Here is a 15,374-nt window from a genome sequence, read left to right on the forward strand (position 1 = left end):
TATGTAGAAATAAAACAATGAGGCAGCTTGCAGCTGCCTCTTATTTTTTTGCCTCCGCCATTGAATGACCACGCTGTTAGAGAGTTGAAAGCTATACAGCCCCGAAGCAATTTCCCGTGTTGTGGGAAAGTTTTTACATAAATAAATTTTTAAAAGGGGAAATTACTTTTAAACATGTAATTAATGGGGGGGTATTATGGATCAAAAGGTCATTCAGGCTTTACACATCTATGTTTTAATCATCATGAATACAGGGTTCATGGTACATGTCCTGCTCCTTCCCAATATCTTATCCGCATCTCAACGCGACGGATGGATAAGTGTCATAATAAGTGTTGTTCCATGTATCGTTTGGACACTATTTATTTTTTATATTTATAAAAAACTAGATAAAGAAGATATAATCTCTTTTCTGAAAAAATGGTCTACACCTTTTGTTACATATATTTTCACGATAGCATTTGGCTTGTACTTTATAATTAACGCATTCATTACCGTTAAATTCACATTGATTTGGGCAAAAGCTAATTATACTCATGACATACCAAACATCGTAGTCGTCAGCCTATTCACTTTTATTTGTATTTTTGCAAGTTATAAAGGAATACGCACCATAAGTACTTTGGCTCTCCTATTTCTTCCGGTCGTCACTATTTTGGGGATATTCGTGGGGCTGGGGAACACGAGTAATAAGAATTACGAATTATTGTTCCCGATATTTGAAAGCGGGTATCGCCATACACTAAATGGAATGCTGTATACGAGTGCAGGATATTTAGAAATCATCGTTTTTTTATTTTTAACTCCTTACTTGAAAAACAAGCTAAAAGCCAAGTGGCTTTTACTGGTTGGTATTATCCTCATGATGCTGACGTTAGGCCCCCTCATGGGAGCGATGGCAGAATTTGGTTCTGTGGAAGCTGTGAAAATGAGGAATCCGGCTTACGAACAGTGGAAGTTGCTAAGATTTGGCTATTATATTACTCGACTCGATTTCCTTTCCATTTTCCAATGGCTTTCAGGTGCCATGATCCGAATAAGTTTATGTTTATTTATAGGCTATAAGTTAATCTCGAATTCAAAACATCAGAAGTGGATCCTGCTTTCACTATATTTGTTAATTGTTATTGGAACGCTAATCCATTGGGATGCTACTTCATTTTTTAATTTTATATACAAATATTTCTTTCCAATAAGCAGTCTGTTTCTTTTTAGTGCTGCAATTATACTGTTATTTATTATTTTTAAAAAGGGAAAAGGAAAAGGTGAAACATTATGAAGAAGGGAAATTTGAATGGTCCTCCTTCTTGTATTGACCAAATCCGAAAATGGTTCGAACATTCTTCCGATGTTGTTTTAAGAACAAAAACTTTTGATAATGAAGGTCGTTATTTGTTGGGTTTTTTATATGCGCCAAACTTAGTGGATATGCCATTCATCAATGAAGTGATTCTGCCTACAATATCTAAAGCGGTTCAAGAAAATGGCGAATTAACAATTGATCAATTAAGCAATATCATGGAGATCAGTACGCTTAAAAAGGGCTCCGATTTAAAAGGCGGAGTAGAAAGCATTCTTTTTTCAGGAGACCTGATCATTATTAATGAATCTTCCAACGAAATTTACCATACCCCATTAGCTAATTCCCCTAAGCGCAGTCCGGAAGAATCCAATATAGAATCTTCCATTCGGGGACCTAGGGATGGATTCGTTGAGAATATAGCGGATAACATGTCTTTAATTCGCCAGAGGTTAAAAACGGCATCACTTAAATGTATAGAATATACAATCGGGAAACGAAGTAAAACTAAAATATTGCTGCTATATATTGATGACATTATCAATCCCTCGATTCTTTTGGATGTTAAAAAACGATTGGATTCATTAAAGGCTGATATCATAGTCAGCAGTTACCAAGTTGAAGAACTCTTATATGATACTCAATTTTCCATTTTCCCCTTAATGGAGTATATCGGTCGACCGGATTATGTTGTTGAATCCTTGAATCAAGGGCGCTTTGCCATCCTGGTAGACGGGAATCCCACAAGCTTGATCGGACCAACGAGTATTAATCAGTTACTTTATGCTGCCGATGACGCACATGCAAGCTTTTTTTACATTAGTTTTATGCGCATCATTCGTGTAGTCTCATTATTTGTAACGGTTACGTTACCGGGATTTTTTATAGCGTTGGTTACCTATCAATTCGATCAAATTCCCTTTTCGCTTCTTGCGACGATTTCAATCACGAGACAGGGCTTGCCCATACCTGCTTCTTTGGAGGCATTCGTAATGATCATATTATTTGAACTATTTAAGGAAGCCGGTCTTCGCCTGCCAAAAGCTGTTGGTCCGACGGTTTCTGTATTGGGTGGATTGATTATAGGTGATGCAGCGATTCGGGCAGGGCTGACTTCACCCTCCATGCTCGTAGTAATAGCTGTTACAGTTCTCTCAAGCTATACCCTAATCAATCAGAATATCGCTGGGAATATTGTTCTTATAAGGTTATTCATATTTGCATGTTCAGCATTTCTAGGCTTGTTTGGATTCTTCATGGGAATATTTCTTATCTTGATTGTTGTGGTTTCCTTGGAAAGTTTCGGACAGCCTTTTGTGAATCCATTTTCCAAACCAAATAAATCGGACATTTTAAAAGTCTTATTCAAGCTTCCGTATGGGATGTTAAGGCAGCGGAATCAAGCTCTGCAATCCAGTGATAATGAATCGCAAAAGGGGTCGGACAAATGAGAAAGCTAATTGCAGTCATGGTAATTGGCTGTCAACTTTTATTGACGACAGGCTGCTGGGGAATGAAGGAAATTCAAGCTCAAACATATGGATCCGCTCTAGGGATCGATTATAAAGAGGGTGAATTCATCTTATACTTTCAAGCATTGAATTTTGCGGATATAGCAAAACAAGAGGGGGCCACAGCATTACAAGAAAAAACTGGTGTTGTCATTGGGAAAGGTAAAGGGGAAAGTATCGAAGAAGCATTTACTGAATTAGAACAAAATGCAGCATTGCCACTATATATCGGGCATGTTAACTCCTTCATTTTAAGTGAGGATGTAATCAATAAAAAAATGAAGGATTTCATTGAATATGTAGGCAAAGAGCCCTTATTGCGATACAATTCATGGCTGTTTGTTACAAACGGGGATATTAAAAAAGTGTTTAACGGTGATAGTTTCTTTAATCTTCCTAACTTATTCACGATCATTCAAAGGCCAGAGACCGTTATTAATGAAAACTATTTCATTTCCCCGTTAAAATTCAGTGAACTGGTTTCGGAATTTTATCAACCGGTTGGTTCCATTTTAATTCCCTCTATAGTAATAAATGAGCGTCATTACACAGACAGGGGGAAAGAAAAAAAGATACCAACGTTGAATGGCGGCTATGTTATATCAAAACAACAGTATAAAGGGTTCGTAAGTAAACAAGATTTGATTGGTATGAAATGGGTTGAAAACAAGGCGACAGTCATGTTTTTTTCCCTGAATAAACAAAAGGTAAGTGTTGAAATCATGGACCCCAAAACAAACATCAAAGTATTGGAACAACAGAAGAAACCCTTATATGATTTAGAAGTTAAAGCAAATGGGATATTGAAACAAAATATAGACAACTTGGATATGGAAAAAATCGAAAAAAAGGTAGAAATAAAAATTAAGCAAGATATTTTGAAGACATTGGAGACCGGGGAAAAAATCAATACAGACCTTTTTAACATAAGTGAAAAGGCATACAGATACCATATCAATAAGTGGGATAATAAAATTATTAATTCCTTTGATAAGACTTCAATAAATAACATAAAAGTTAATATCCATATTGAACATAGTGAAAATTACAAACGTTAGTTTATAAGTTTCAGGTTATTGCAGATGAGGGAGTTGTGTTAGACTTAACTTATCTGGAAAATTCAGCGGCTGTTGTTGATCATGATAGGCAGAGTTGAATCCGTCCGTTGGCACTGGAGAAGAAGCGGCTTTTACATATGACGAATGACAGCAAATTCTTTCTCAGCCCCAAAAGAGCTCCCGTGCCGATAAAATGAAAAAGGGTGAAATGAAAAATGAAGACAGTAATCATTGCAACGAAAAATAAAGGGAAAGCCAAGGAGTTCGAAAGCTTATTTTCTGCTAAAGGTTATGAAGTCAAAACACTTCTCGATGTACCGGATGCCCCGGATGTGGAGGAAACAGGCACGACCTTTGAAGAAAATGCGATCCTGAAGGCAGAGGCCATTGCCCATCAGCTAGGCCACTTTGTCATTGCTGATGATTCCGGATTGATTGTAGATGCATTGGAGGGCCGTCCAGGCGTATATTCTGCCCGCTATGCTGGAGAGGCCAAGAGTGATGAAGCAAACACGGAAAAAGTCCTCCGCGAACTGGAAGGCGTGCCAAAAGAGGCTAGGACGGCGAGATTTTATTGCGCCTTGGCACTAGCGTCGCCCAACCAGGAAACGATTACGGTATCGGGAACGATGGAAGGCTTGATCACGGAACAGCCTTCAGGAACGAATGGATTTGGTTATGATCCCATCTTTTTTGTAGAGGAACAGGGCAAAACAAACGCTGAATTGACAAAAGAGGAAAAAAACCAAATCAGCCACCGTGCCAACGCATTGAGGGCCCTAGATGAAAAACTTGATCTATTTCTAAAAAGGGAAGAAGGAATGTGACGATGAAAGTGCTAATAATGAGTGACAGTCATGGCTTAACTCATGAAATCAGCATGATTGCCGACCGTCATAAACAAGAGGTCGCCGCCATGATCCATTGCGGTGATTCAGAGTTGGAGAGAAATGACCCTCACATGTCGGAGTTTTTGGCCGTTGGCGGGAATTGCGACTATGATTCGGCATATCCGGATGATATTGTGGAGAATATCTCAGGCAAGCGTTTCTTCGTAACGCATGGACACCTCTATAACATAAATATGACCTTGATGAACCTATCTTATAAAAGTGAAGAGACAGGGGCGGATATTATTTGCTTTGGTCACTCCCATGCTGCAGGCTCAGAGTGGATTGACGGCAAGCTCTTTATCAACCCGGGAAGCATACGGCAGCCGCGGGGACGAAAAGAGAAAACCTATGCCATTTTGGAGATTGGAAATGACCAACTTGAAATCATCTATTATGACATTGAAGGAAAAATCGTTGAGGATCTAAGAAATGCTTATCAAATGGAATGACTTCATGTATAATGAATAGGAAGCGTTTTTCCCCGCTTCCTGGTTCTTTAAAAAAAGAAAAAAACTTTTTTTGAAAAACCGTTGACTTCCTTTTGATATCCTACTATAATAAGAAGTGTCCTAAGGGAACAGTTAAGGTAATACATAAGTTTTACCGCAACTTATATCATAAACGTCTCAGTAGCTCAGCTGGATAGAGCAACGCCCTTCTAAGGCGTCGGTCGGGAGTTCGAATCTCTCCTGGGACACTAACTTAACGGCTGCAAAGCCCGCTACCACAACCTTCTATATCGTTTAGTGAAACGGTCAGTATAACGGTCATGTAAGAAATTACACCGTATATCGACTTACATTACTAACGATATAGGAGGTTTTTTCGTATGACCAAAAGAAAAGGATTATTAGATGTTAAAGTAGACGTAAGAGGGTTATTAGAGGAATTACCCGTTTCTAATTCTGCCGCTTCAAAAGCTAGGACTGAACAACCTGCTATTCTAAGTGACTCCATCTTGATTTCAAACGCTCTAGACGTTATTACAAGGCAAATGAAGGTGAGTGGTAATAGAAGCCGGACTATAAGTGATTATGTACTTCATGTAGAGCATTTTCAAAGAGTAACAAATGTTGCCGATATTACAGCCAATACCATTTATAAATGTTTAGATAGCATGAATGTAAGCAATCAAACAAAATTAACACGTTTAAAATGTCTAAAGGCTTTTTTGTCTAGATGCTTTGATAATCGTTGGATTGAAATGAAGTTTTGGAAAACCATTAACATTAAGGTGGACCAAAAGGTGAAGGAAGGTGCTACGGAGCATGATGTTAATGTTCTGCTCTCTTTACTGGACTTGGGGAATTTCATCCACTTAAGGGACGCTGTAGCCGTCCTAGTCATGTTTAAAACAGGTATCCGAATAAATACATTGGTTCAACTTGAGGAACGGCATATAGACCTTAATAACAATGTGCTAAATTTAGAAGGAAGCATTATGAAAAATCATCAACAAATTAAATTGCCTTTTGATGACTTCCTAAAAAAACTGTTAGAGGTACTGTTAAAACAAAATGCAATAATTAGAACAGAATATGGCAAGAAAAATAGTTTGATTTTTATTACTAAGTACGGAGATGTCATATCAACCTCACCAACGCATAATAACATTCAGAAGCGGTTAAATAAGTATTCTCGAATGTACGGTTTGAAGAATATCAATCCTCATGCGTTAAGAAGGGGGTTTGCTAAGACCTTGTTAAATAAAGGAGCAAATGTTGCTGTAATCTCTAAGGCGTTGGGTCATAGTGATATATCAGTTACGACCAAATATCTGCATTTAGATATTGATGAAGTCGTAAATAACTTACGATCCTACTTATGAGGTAACAAGAAGCATATACTTCCTGATTTTTAGCATCCTTAGCTTGCTAATTTAAGAAGTGTGATTACTCAAGATTTCAGAAGTATTATGCTATGCTATCCCCTCTATTTTTTATCAACCCCACCCAATCTCCATTACGGAAGACAGGTTCTGAAGTGCCGTCCTGTTTGATGCCGTCGATGTTGGCTGGAAACGTTGATATATAAGGGTTTTGTGATTATTGAATGAAAGGATAAAAATGGATAAATTCTAGAAAAACTACTTTTTTGTGACCACATGTGACCATTTTTGTGACCACTGCGTGACCAAAGAATGTACAGTTCGTTATCAGCCTAAACAGTTAATAAAGTTCCCTTAGAATGAGCCTTCCTTAATTATTAGGGGAGGCTAATTTGTATGATATCTTCTCTGCAAATGTGACCATTGGCTTTTGCTCTTCGATCACTTTATTAGCAGATTCAAGTTGTTTACCTTGTCGGTCAATTGTCTTTTGGGCAACCACTAATGCCTTCGCCATGATTGTAGCATCATCATCATCTTCATTTGTTGCGATATACCCACCATCTCTGCGAATTGCCTTAAGGATTATCTTAACTTCTTTCATGAATGCTTTTGCAATTGGCTTTCGTGATTGCATCAATATTCATATAGACCGTCTTCTGTTAAGAAATACATATTGCGAACCTGACCGCTATAGTGTATCGGTGAGGTTACTTTCTCATCTTCATCAACTGTTTTCAGTATTTGTCCAACTTTGTCTTTAGAGTAATCAATCCACTCAGCAACATCTTTTGCTAGGAAGAGGGGATTGCCCAATTCAAAAGTGTAGAATCGGAAGGAAGGTTATAGTGTACAGCGGTCTCGTTGATCGATGCCCCATATTCGTTCATATATTTAAGTACCTATAGTTTAAAGGGCAGAGTGTAATTTGTATAGGGTGAAACAAGTCCTTCCATCCCATGTTTTAGATAGCGAGCGACCCAACTTTTCAGAGGGGATAAACCTACATTTCTTTCTTGAGTAATGGATTTATGGTTTTTTTTCCCTTTTAAGTACTCTAAAACTGCATTTGATTTTTCGTCTATCGTATATTTAGTCAAAAAAACTGCACCTCCAATTGAACCGAACCCAATTTATAAGTTACTAAACGTCCTTTAATGCCTTTTTTAGAACAAAAGTATCAATTTTAAAATCAATTATAGCTATTTTGAAACTGTACTTGGCAGAAAACATATTACTATTTGCATATTTTTTTAAAAGTTAATTATTTACAAATGGTTACATCTAATTTACAATATATAACATAATAGTATAAAACTATTAAAAATTTTACAAGAGGTGACATTTATGGAAAAAGACAAACAAAAACTAATGTGGGAATCTTCAACACAAAAAAGCACTCAAAAACAAGGTGGCGTTCCATTAGTCAAATCTGTTGGTTGTGCTGCATGCTGGGCAGCAAAGAGTATTTCACTAACACGTTCATGCCTACCGCCCACACCTATTAACCTAGCTCTCTAAACGAGCAACTAGAGATGGAGAGGAGAAATCCCTCTGTCTCTAGTATTAGTACATTCATCATATTTATTGAAAGGAAAGATGTATAAATGACTAATGATCTTGATTTAAAGTATGAACCAGAATTTTCCTTACATCTACAACCGAGTGGGTGTTTCCTTTTAGAGAGTCGAAGTATGTACTATTTTCGTTTAAGTGGCGTTGCATCAGAACTTGCGCTTATTTTATCTAAGACTAGATCTATAGATAAAACAGCGAAAATTTGGGGAAATATACATAATGAGGAGATTACTTCTCAGCATTTAATAGATCAATTCAATGAACATCCTTTCACATCAACTTGGAAGGAAGGTATATTAAAAAACTTACGTATATCTGGCTCTACAAAATCCTATTTACCAATAAGTTGCACTTTGCAACTGACAAACGGATGTAACTTAAGTTGTGCCTTCTGTTACGCAAGTTCTGGCAAGAGATATACTAATGAATTGGATACAGATCAATGGCTAAGTGTATTACAAAAACTTGCTATTAATGGCGTTTCAGATGTTACTTTGACAGGAGGAGAAGCAAGATTAGCTAAGGGATTTAAACGTATCTTAGCTACTGCAAGTTCTTTATTTACTAATGTACATCTATTTAGTAACGGTATAAATTGGAGGGAAGATGAAATTGATTTAGTCACACAATTGAACAATGTGGTAGTTCAAGTCAGTGTTGATGGGACACCTGATATTCATGACAGACTTCGAGGAAGACAAGGAGCTTATCATGAAACCATACATAATGTTAAAAAATTAACTAACTCAAAAATTCCTACTTTAATAGCTATGACTATAAATCCCTCAAATTATAAGAGTGTAGAACATGTAGTAGAAGACGCTGTATTAGCAGGTGTTAGTGCATTTAGGGCAGGTCTTACGCTCCCTGTAGGACGAGCGAAAGATAGTGACTTCGGGTTGTCAGACAATCAATACAATTGTGTAAATACTCAATTGAAAAAATGTATAGATAAGTGGGGAGACCGTATCATTTTAACAGACTGGAATAATGAAGGGAATAATGGATGTACCGATTTTTGTACTCCTGGATACTTATCTTGGTACATTCGAGCTGATGGTACTGTGACTCCTTGCCAAATTGAGGGAGCTGAACTTGGAAATATTCTAGAGGATTCTATACACAATATTGGTGCTCCAGATCGTTTACTTTATGTTAGAGAAAATTCTAAATCTTGTCACTGTATTAGCAAAGTATCTTTACCTTGTGATAAGGATCTCCCATTTCAGTAAATTACTATTGGAGGTTACTCTTTTGAATATAATTTTACTAAGTTTACTAGGTGTAATTGGATTCGTATTATTTCTGAAATATCGGCCTAAATCTTATGAATCAATATTAATTGACAAGGAAGAAGCAATTAATATATCAACAAGGCATATTAAAAAGTTGACTAATATTGACGTTTCCGATTGGCAGCCTTATTGCATGTATTGGTATGATCGGGAGACAGTTAATAGATTACATAATCTAAATATGCTTAACAGGTTAAGAACTACATTATACAAATGGGGAATTATTGAATCATGGAGAATTCGATTCGTTAGTCAAAATAAATCAATCTCAATAGGAATTAATGCGGATAAGGAAATTGTTTTTATGCACGTTGATGTTCGTTCTCAGGAAATGGGAACTAATGAAATTAATATACAATCCCCTTTAGATGTAATTAAAGCCTTAACTGTGAATAATTCTGGGATATGGAGTAAAGTTAAAAGTACTGGAGAAGGTGAACGCAAAGAGGATTTTTCTAATATTAGAACTTACTGGTATATTCTTGAAGAAGAAGAATTAAGAATGAAAATATCTATCCAAGTACAGGAAAATGTTATTATCGGTATATTAAGTGATACAGAAATCTTAACCTCTAACATGGGTGAAATTGTAAAAAAAGAATTTGGGGAATCAGCTTTAAATTTATCTGGATTCATAGGTTCATTTATAGCTACAATTATAGGAATTCTTCTATTGATATTTACAGATAACGCAGTTTATTTGAAAACACCTATAATTATTACACTGTTTACCATTGTAGGTGTTTTACTTACTTGTAAAGAAGATATATCTATGGGGATAATAAATTCTTTTGACTCTAGGCTTTCTGTCAAATCTGTTTACTTGATTGGAATAATTTCAGCTATTATGGGGAGTATTGCTTATGGATGTGTTACTTTTATTACATCTCTTACTGGAATTAATTTAGCCACTGTTCTAGAATTACCTTTATTCGAGAATGTAGGTATGCAAGTGCTTACAGGTGTTTTGATATCTTTTATTTCTTTAGGATTATTCTCCTCTATATTTCATTATATGGATAAAAACAATTTAATTAGGATATCTCCTGAACTATCAGATAGATCATCCTATCTTTCTGGTTTTAAACTTAAACAGAGTTTAAGCATTAGTTTACAGAGCTCTGTAACTGAAGAGGTTATTTTTAGATTATTAGGTATTTCAACTTTATTATGGCTTTTTAACAACAATCTTTTAGCCGTAACCATTACTTCTGTATTGTGGTCATTATTACATCAAGGAAGTGGTTATAATCCACGGTTTATACGTTGGATTCAATTAGTCTTATTTGGTTTTATTTTAGGATTTACTTACCTTTACTATGGTTTCCTTGCAGCCCTTATCACCCATTTTGTACACAATTTTATTGTGTTATCAATACCTTTAATTTATTACAAGATTCAAATGAAAGCAGGAAAAGTAGAAAATACCCATAATATACAATATTGATGAAAACTTTTTACAAGAGGTAAGGATGTGTCAGATGCTAACATTAAATAATATAGTTAAGCAGTATGAAAATGGAGATGGGATTAATAATATTAGCTTTTCAGTAAAATCAGGTGAAATTGTGGGACTTTTAGGAGCAAATGGCGCTGGAAAAACAACCACATTAAGATGTATTTGCGGATTATATAGTGTAGAAGAAGGAGAGGTCAACCTTTTTGGCTCTAGTCCCAACACTAATCAATCCCGAAAGTTAACAGTATTTATACCTGATAGCCCCTATCTATATCCTACTCTTACAGTTGCGGAACACTTACAATTTAAGGCTAAAGCATTCGGAGTACCTAAAAGCGAGTTAAGAGCTAAAGTTCAAGAAGCTTTAAAAGAAGTGAATTTAGAAAGTTATGCAGATAGACCTAGTGGGAATTTATCTAGAGGACAGAAACAACGTATTTTGCTGGCAGCTGCATATCTACAAGAAGCTAGTTTATATTTACTCGATGAACCAACTGTTGGTTTAGATATACCATCAAAACAATGGTTAGCCCAGTGGCTAAAGAAAAATGCTGAAAATCAAAAAAGTGTAATTATCTCCTCACATAGTCTCGATTTTGTTATGGAAACTGCTAATCGGGTTATATTAATACAACAAGGGAAGATCATAAATTTACACACTGTTCCCACACAAGAAACTCTTTTAGAACCTTGGCGTAAAGCTATTATTAGAGAGTTAGGAGGCCATATAGAAGATGAGTAATCTCTTTTCCCTCTATTTCCATACAAGCTTAAGAAAATGGATAGACATTAATAATAAGAGGAAAATACCCATTTTCTCGTTGGTATTGTTAATTATCTTTATAACTTTACAAAGTCAGGCAATACCTACATATAATCAAGAGAGAATAAATACAATTGGGTGGGTTATAGTCGCCTTGTATTTAATATATGCATTGTATGGTTTGATTTCTAATCGTTTACCCTCAAAAATGGAAGATGTCATATGGATTTATACCTTACCTATGTCTATGAAAAAAATAGTATGGTCATTGGTAATTTGGAATTTTTGTTTAAGAGGAGGAATTTGGTTTATATCTGCCCTACTAGCAGATATACTGCGACTAATATTAAATCTATCCTACGCTCATTTATTTATACATGCACTAATAGGAGTATGGGTTATTTGCTTATTAGAATTACTCTTGTTCGCTATGTCCTCCACACGGGGGAATCGCAAATTATGCTTAACAATAGGAGTATTGATTTTCATAGGAGTTATCTTGTATTCAACTTCTATTTACTATATCCATAATAATATTTCCATTAATTCTTCATTAGTTGTGTTCTTTGATACAGTTGCGCATGGAATTGGAAATTTATTATTTGGAAACATTAATTTCCCTGGTGTACTTGTAGTTATTTGTCTATCCATTTTAGCCACTATTATTATTCACATATCAACTAAAGACCCAAGATTAAAAGAAAAACTTGTAAGGGAAGCAGAGTTTTGGTCTGAGTTTAAAGATTTTAACTCCATGGTTTCTTCAGTTCAAAATAAACAGCAAGAAAGTTGGTGGGGTGGAGAATATTTAACTGGAACATTTTCATTTATTTGGTATGAAATGTTGATTATGAGAAAGCACAAACTTTCTTTAATACTTCAATACTTTTTAGGATTAATTTTGATTATATGTATATGTAAATTTTTCCCAAATGCTATTTGGACTTTTCTTGCAGCAATTTTATTTTCTTCGATAATAGGATCTTATTTTTCAGGTCTTATTAGACATGCTCAAACACATGACTTATTCCTTTTACCAGGTAAACTTTTAACTAAAATTTTATTATTAGAAACATTATATATATTACCTGCCTTTCTTGTAGTAGCTTCATATATATTAATTGGAAATACCGTGGGTTTTAAAGTTATCACAGATAACCTATATTTTTTAACTTTATTACCTTCATTATATATAGTTATTCTAATTTTAAGAATATCTGTATTTTACTCTACTTTTATAATATCTATTAATACTTCTATTGGTGATTATTTCAAAAAACTTATTGTATACCTGACTATGTATTTGTTAGTTATTAGTATTTTTTTATGGGCAGGCATTTTATTAAAATTATCCACAATCAATGCTATAAATCTATCTTTAATCATAGTTAGTATTTTATCTTTCATAACACTTTACAGAAAAAAACATTTAGCTACTACAAAGGGGAGGGAACAAAATGTCAAACTCAAAACCTATTGATATAAATATTCTTAAATTAGGAAGTTCAGATACGCAAGAAGCCTTAGGAGCTGTAAATAAGTTGAAAGAGAGTAATGTTAACGCAATACCAGCACTCATACAAGCACTTGATAATGAAAATAGTTCTATCAACACTATGGCTATAATTGTGCTTGGAGAATTACAGGAAAAAGCTAAAGAAGCAGTGCCTAGGATATCACAAATGATATTTCAAGACGATGAGCAAACTAGGATGGCTGCTGCTTTGGCTCTATTAAGAATAGGAAAAACTAGTATTCCCTACCTAAAAAAAATTGTTAATTCAGATGACTTTAAAGCAAGCTTTTGGGCAGTTTGGTCTTTAGCCCTTCTAGATCCAAATCATGTAGAAGAAAAAGGTTTAAAATTGTTGAAGAGAGTATATGATGACCCAGAAAGCCCGGTTGAAAAATTAGCAGCAGAAGAAGCTATGGGAATAATTATATCTAAGCGAATTGATTAATAAAGGAGCTAGTGAATATGGAATGTATAGATTTTTTATATAAACTGAGTGAGGACTCTAACTGGTTATCGAAACGCTATACTAAGGAATATTTTTTTGAAAAAGAATATGTAATTGTTTATTTATGGTCTACTAGTTGTAGTTTTTGTAATGAAATTATTCCAATGATAAGGGAATTCTTGATAGAAAATAAATCAAAATTAAGAGCTTTATCAGTTCATGTTCCTTTATGTGAAGAAGATTTAGAGGTTGCGAGAGTGACCAAAATAGTTGTTGAGGAAAAAATACAAGATCCAGTCCTGTTGGATCATGAACACGTTATAATTTCTACTCTTAATGCTAAATTTTTACCTTCAATCTATCTTTTTAACAAGGACCATGAAATTGTCAGTAAAAAAATAGGTATAGAAAACATAGACTCTTGGTTTTCTAGCTTAAGAGACATAGTAAAGGATCAAATTGTTCAGGAGGTTTTAAAAGATCAGAGCATAAAAGGTTCTGGTGCAAAAACTTCAATTCACTTTTAAGTAATCTCTAAATCTTGGATATACTGCTGCCGCAGCACCCATGTTAATGAACTAACGCACCCGTAGTTGAAGAGGAAATTATTGTTTATATTTACTCATTGTTAGTCCTTATTCCACTTATATGGAATTTCCGACCATTTATATAACACAATAATCAAGAACATTATTAAACAGACCATTATGTTATCTATCCAATTAACCTCTGTGTTAGCAATAAATTGCCAAACGGTTAATACCACAAAATATATTAAGGGAAATCTGATGCTTTGCTTAAACATAATATCACCGCCTTCATTCAGATTTTTTCTACAAATTTTTGTTATAACTACGCCTTTAGTTCCGTAAGAAAAAGAGCTGCCAAATTGAAGTGAACCCAAAAAGTTAGACACTTTATTTACTTAGGCAGCCTTGAGGGCATGAACCCGGTAATCTACCGGGCTCATGCCTTTCTTACGATTAGTCAATGTCTTTGTTTGAATTAATTTATTAGTATTTAGAATGTACAGAGTGTTCAGGGTTACTAATAATAATTGGGTGACGAATTGTTAAATATATGTATACAAAATAGACCTAGCCAACTTGGATTTTTTTACTAGGTCATTTGATTATGTTATTATTTATAAAACTATGATTTGGAGGCCAACCCGTAATCATAGTTCATATTGTGTGAAATAAGAAAGAAGATGTTCTTCAAAAGCTTATTCACACAGGCGATGGACGCAACTTTATGACATTTGTTATAGGGTTGCGTTTTTAATTTGTCGTAATACTCAACGATATGATTCCGTCCGTAACGTCTCTGTTTAATCATGTTCTGAATTATTAGGAACAGCAGTTTTCGTAAGTGTTTATTACCACGCTTATTAATTTTGTCCTTAAAATAGGTTTTTCCTGATTGGAATCGGCGTATGTCAATACCCGCATAAGCATTTAATTGTTTGTTATTCTCAAAACGGTGGATGTCTCCGATTTCTGCTATTAAGCGAACTGCTGTATTGGGGCCAATGCCTGGAAAACTCAAGATCACCTTGTATTCGCTGCGTTTTTCTGCTAATTGGACCATATCATTAATACATTGTTCCTTCTGTTGGAGAAGTTCTTGATAACGTCTAGCGTATGACCGTTGTTGCTCACACAAAACATCCGATGAAGAAACAGCTGGATAGGACTGCTGGGACGCCTCAATTAGTGCGATTGCTTT

The 15,374-nt window shown here is 35.0% G+C and carries 17 protein-coding genes and 1 tRNA gene; 14 read left to right on the plus strand and 4 right to left on the minus strand.

Annotation, left to right across the window (positions count from 1 at the left end; translation table 11 throughout):
• The first annotated feature begins 196 nt into the window (after nucleotides 1-196).
• The 7 genes from ADA55_RS25580 to ADA55_RS25610 all read left to right on the plus strand — a co-directional run bounded on the left by ADA55_RS25580 (nucleotide 197) and on the right by ADA55_RS25610 (nucleotide 6,590).
• Complete coding sequence (locus ADA55_RS25580; protein ID WP_048689037.1) at nucleotides 197-1,279, plus strand: GerAB/ArcD/ProY family transporter; 1,083 nt, start codon at nucleotides 197-199, stop codon at nucleotides 1,277-1,279.
• On the plus strand, nucleotides 1,276-2,751 hold the full coding sequence (locus tag ADA55_RS25585) for a spore germination protein (protein ID WP_048689040.1): 1,476 nt from the start codon (nucleotides 1,276-1,278) through the stop codon (nucleotides 2,749-2,751). The genes ADA55_RS25580 and ADA55_RS25585 overlap by 4 nt, the downstream gene beginning before the upstream one ends.
• A complete protein-coding gene (locus tag ADA55_RS25590; RefSeq protein WP_048689043.1) occupies nucleotides 2,748-3,869 on the plus strand; it encodes a Ger(x)C family spore germination protein in 1,122 nt (373 codons plus the stop codon). Before ADA55_RS25585 ends, ADA55_RS25590 begins: the two co-directional genes overlap by 4 nt.
• A gap of 215 nt (nucleotides 3,870-4,084) precedes the next feature.
• On the plus strand, nucleotides 4,085-4,696 hold the full coding sequence (locus ADA55_RS25595) for an XTP/dITP diphosphatase (RefSeq protein WP_048689045.1): 612 nt from the start codon (nucleotides 4,085-4,087) through the stop codon (nucleotides 4,694-4,696).
• A gap of 2 nt (nucleotides 4,697-4,698) precedes the next feature.
• Complete coding sequence (locus ADA55_RS25600) at nucleotides 4,699-5,211, plus strand: metallophosphoesterase family protein (protein WP_048689048.1); 513 nt, start codon at nucleotides 4,699-4,701, stop codon at nucleotides 5,209-5,211.
• Nucleotides 5,212-5,385: 174 nt separating this feature from the next.
• A tRNA-Arg gene (locus ADA55_RS25605) sits at nucleotides 5,386-5,459 on the plus strand.
• Nucleotides 5,460-5,591: 132 nt separating this feature from the next.
• Nucleotides 5,592-6,590, plus strand: coding sequence for a tyrosine-type recombinase/integrase (locus tag ADA55_RS25610; protein ID WP_048689052.1), 999 nt, complete (start codon nucleotides 5,592-5,594; stop codon nucleotides 6,588-6,590).
• 370 nt (nucleotides 6,591-6,960) lie between these two features.
• Here the strand turns inward: ADA55_RS25610 and ADA55_RS30825 are convergent, their stop codons facing one another.
• From ADA55_RS30825 to ADA55_RS25620, 3 genes are all read right to left on the minus strand, one after another.
• Entirely contained in the window at nucleotides 6,961-7,227 is a 267-nt protein-coding gene (locus tag ADA55_RS30825; protein WP_048689054.1) for a hypothetical protein, read from the minus strand.
• Nucleotides 7,227-7,406: a BRO-N domain-containing protein gene (locus tag ADA55_RS30830; protein WP_072273347.1), complete on the minus strand. Its 180-nt coding sequence runs from the start codon at nucleotides 7,404-7,406 to the stop codon at nucleotides 7,227-7,229. Before ADA55_RS30830 ends, ADA55_RS30825 begins: the two co-directional genes overlap by 1 nt.
• Before the next feature lie 86 nt (nucleotides 7,407-7,492).
• Nucleotides 7,493-7,690 (minus strand): hypothetical protein, encoded by a 198-nt coding sequence (locus tag ADA55_RS25620; RefSeq protein WP_048689057.1) that lies wholly within the window; start codon nucleotides 7,688-7,690, stop codon nucleotides 7,493-7,495.
• 247 nt (nucleotides 7,691-7,937) lie between these two features.
• Between ADA55_RS25620 and skfA the strand changes: the two genes are divergently transcribed.
• The 7 genes from skfA (at nucleotide 7,938) to ADA55_RS25650 (ending at nucleotide 14,173) form a co-directional block, all read left to right on the plus strand.
• On the plus strand, nucleotides 7,938-8,111 hold the full coding sequence (gene skfA, locus ADA55_RS28065; protein ID WP_065421222.1) for a sporulation killing factor: 174 nt from the start codon (nucleotides 7,938-7,940) through the stop codon (nucleotides 8,109-8,111).
• An 86-nt stretch (nucleotides 8,112-8,197) separates the two neighbouring features.
• Nucleotides 8,198-9,400 carry a sporulation killing factor system radical SAM maturase gene (gene skfB / locus ADA55_RS25625; protein ID WP_048689060.1) on the plus strand — a complete coding sequence of 401 codons (1,203 nt, stop codon included), beginning with the start codon at nucleotides 8,198-8,200 and terminating at the stop codon, nucleotides 9,398-9,400.
• A 22-nt stretch (nucleotides 9,401-9,422) separates the two neighbouring features.
• Nucleotides 9,423-10,910 carry a CPBP family intramembrane glutamic endopeptidase gene (locus tag ADA55_RS25630; RefSeq protein WP_048689063.1) on the plus strand — a complete coding sequence of 496 codons (1,488 nt, stop codon included), beginning with the start codon at nucleotides 9,423-9,425 and terminating at the stop codon, nucleotides 10,908-10,910.
• A 34-nt stretch (nucleotides 10,911-10,944) separates the two neighbouring features.
• Complete coding sequence (locus tag ADA55_RS25635; protein ID WP_226990546.1) at nucleotides 10,945-11,664, plus strand: ABC transporter ATP-binding protein; 720 nt, start codon at nucleotides 10,945-10,947, stop codon at nucleotides 11,662-11,664.
• Nucleotides 11,657-13,165: a sporulation killing factor system integral membrane protein gene (gene skfF, locus ADA55_RS25640; protein WP_048689068.1), complete on the plus strand. Its 1,509-nt coding sequence runs from the start codon at nucleotides 11,657-11,659 to the stop codon at nucleotides 13,163-13,165. Before ADA55_RS25635 ends, skfF begins: the two co-directional genes overlap by 8 nt.
• Entirely contained in the window at nucleotides 13,143-13,646 is a 504-nt protein-coding gene (locus ADA55_RS25645; RefSeq protein ID WP_048689071.1) for a HEAT repeat domain-containing protein, read from the plus strand. Before skfF ends, ADA55_RS25645 begins: the two co-directional genes overlap by 23 nt.
• Nucleotides 13,647-13,663: 17 nt before the next feature.
• On the plus strand, nucleotides 13,664-14,173 hold the full coding sequence (locus ADA55_RS25650) for a TlpA family protein disulfide reductase (protein ID WP_048689074.1): 510 nt from the start codon (nucleotides 13,664-13,666) through the stop codon (nucleotides 14,171-14,173).
• A gap of 625 nt (nucleotides 14,174-14,798) precedes the next feature.
• Here the strand turns inward: ADA55_RS25650 and ADA55_RS25660 are convergent.
• A partial coding sequence (locus tag ADA55_RS25660) for an IS110 family transposase (protein ID WP_048685551.1) occupies nucleotides 14,799-15,374 on the minus strand: 576 nt, incomplete at its 5' end.

It is taken from the genome of Bacillus sp. 220_BSPC, assembly GCF_001054655.1.
Taxonomy (GTDB): domain Bacteria; phylum Bacillota; class Bacilli; order Bacillales; family DSM-1321; genus Peribacillus; species Peribacillus frigoritolerans.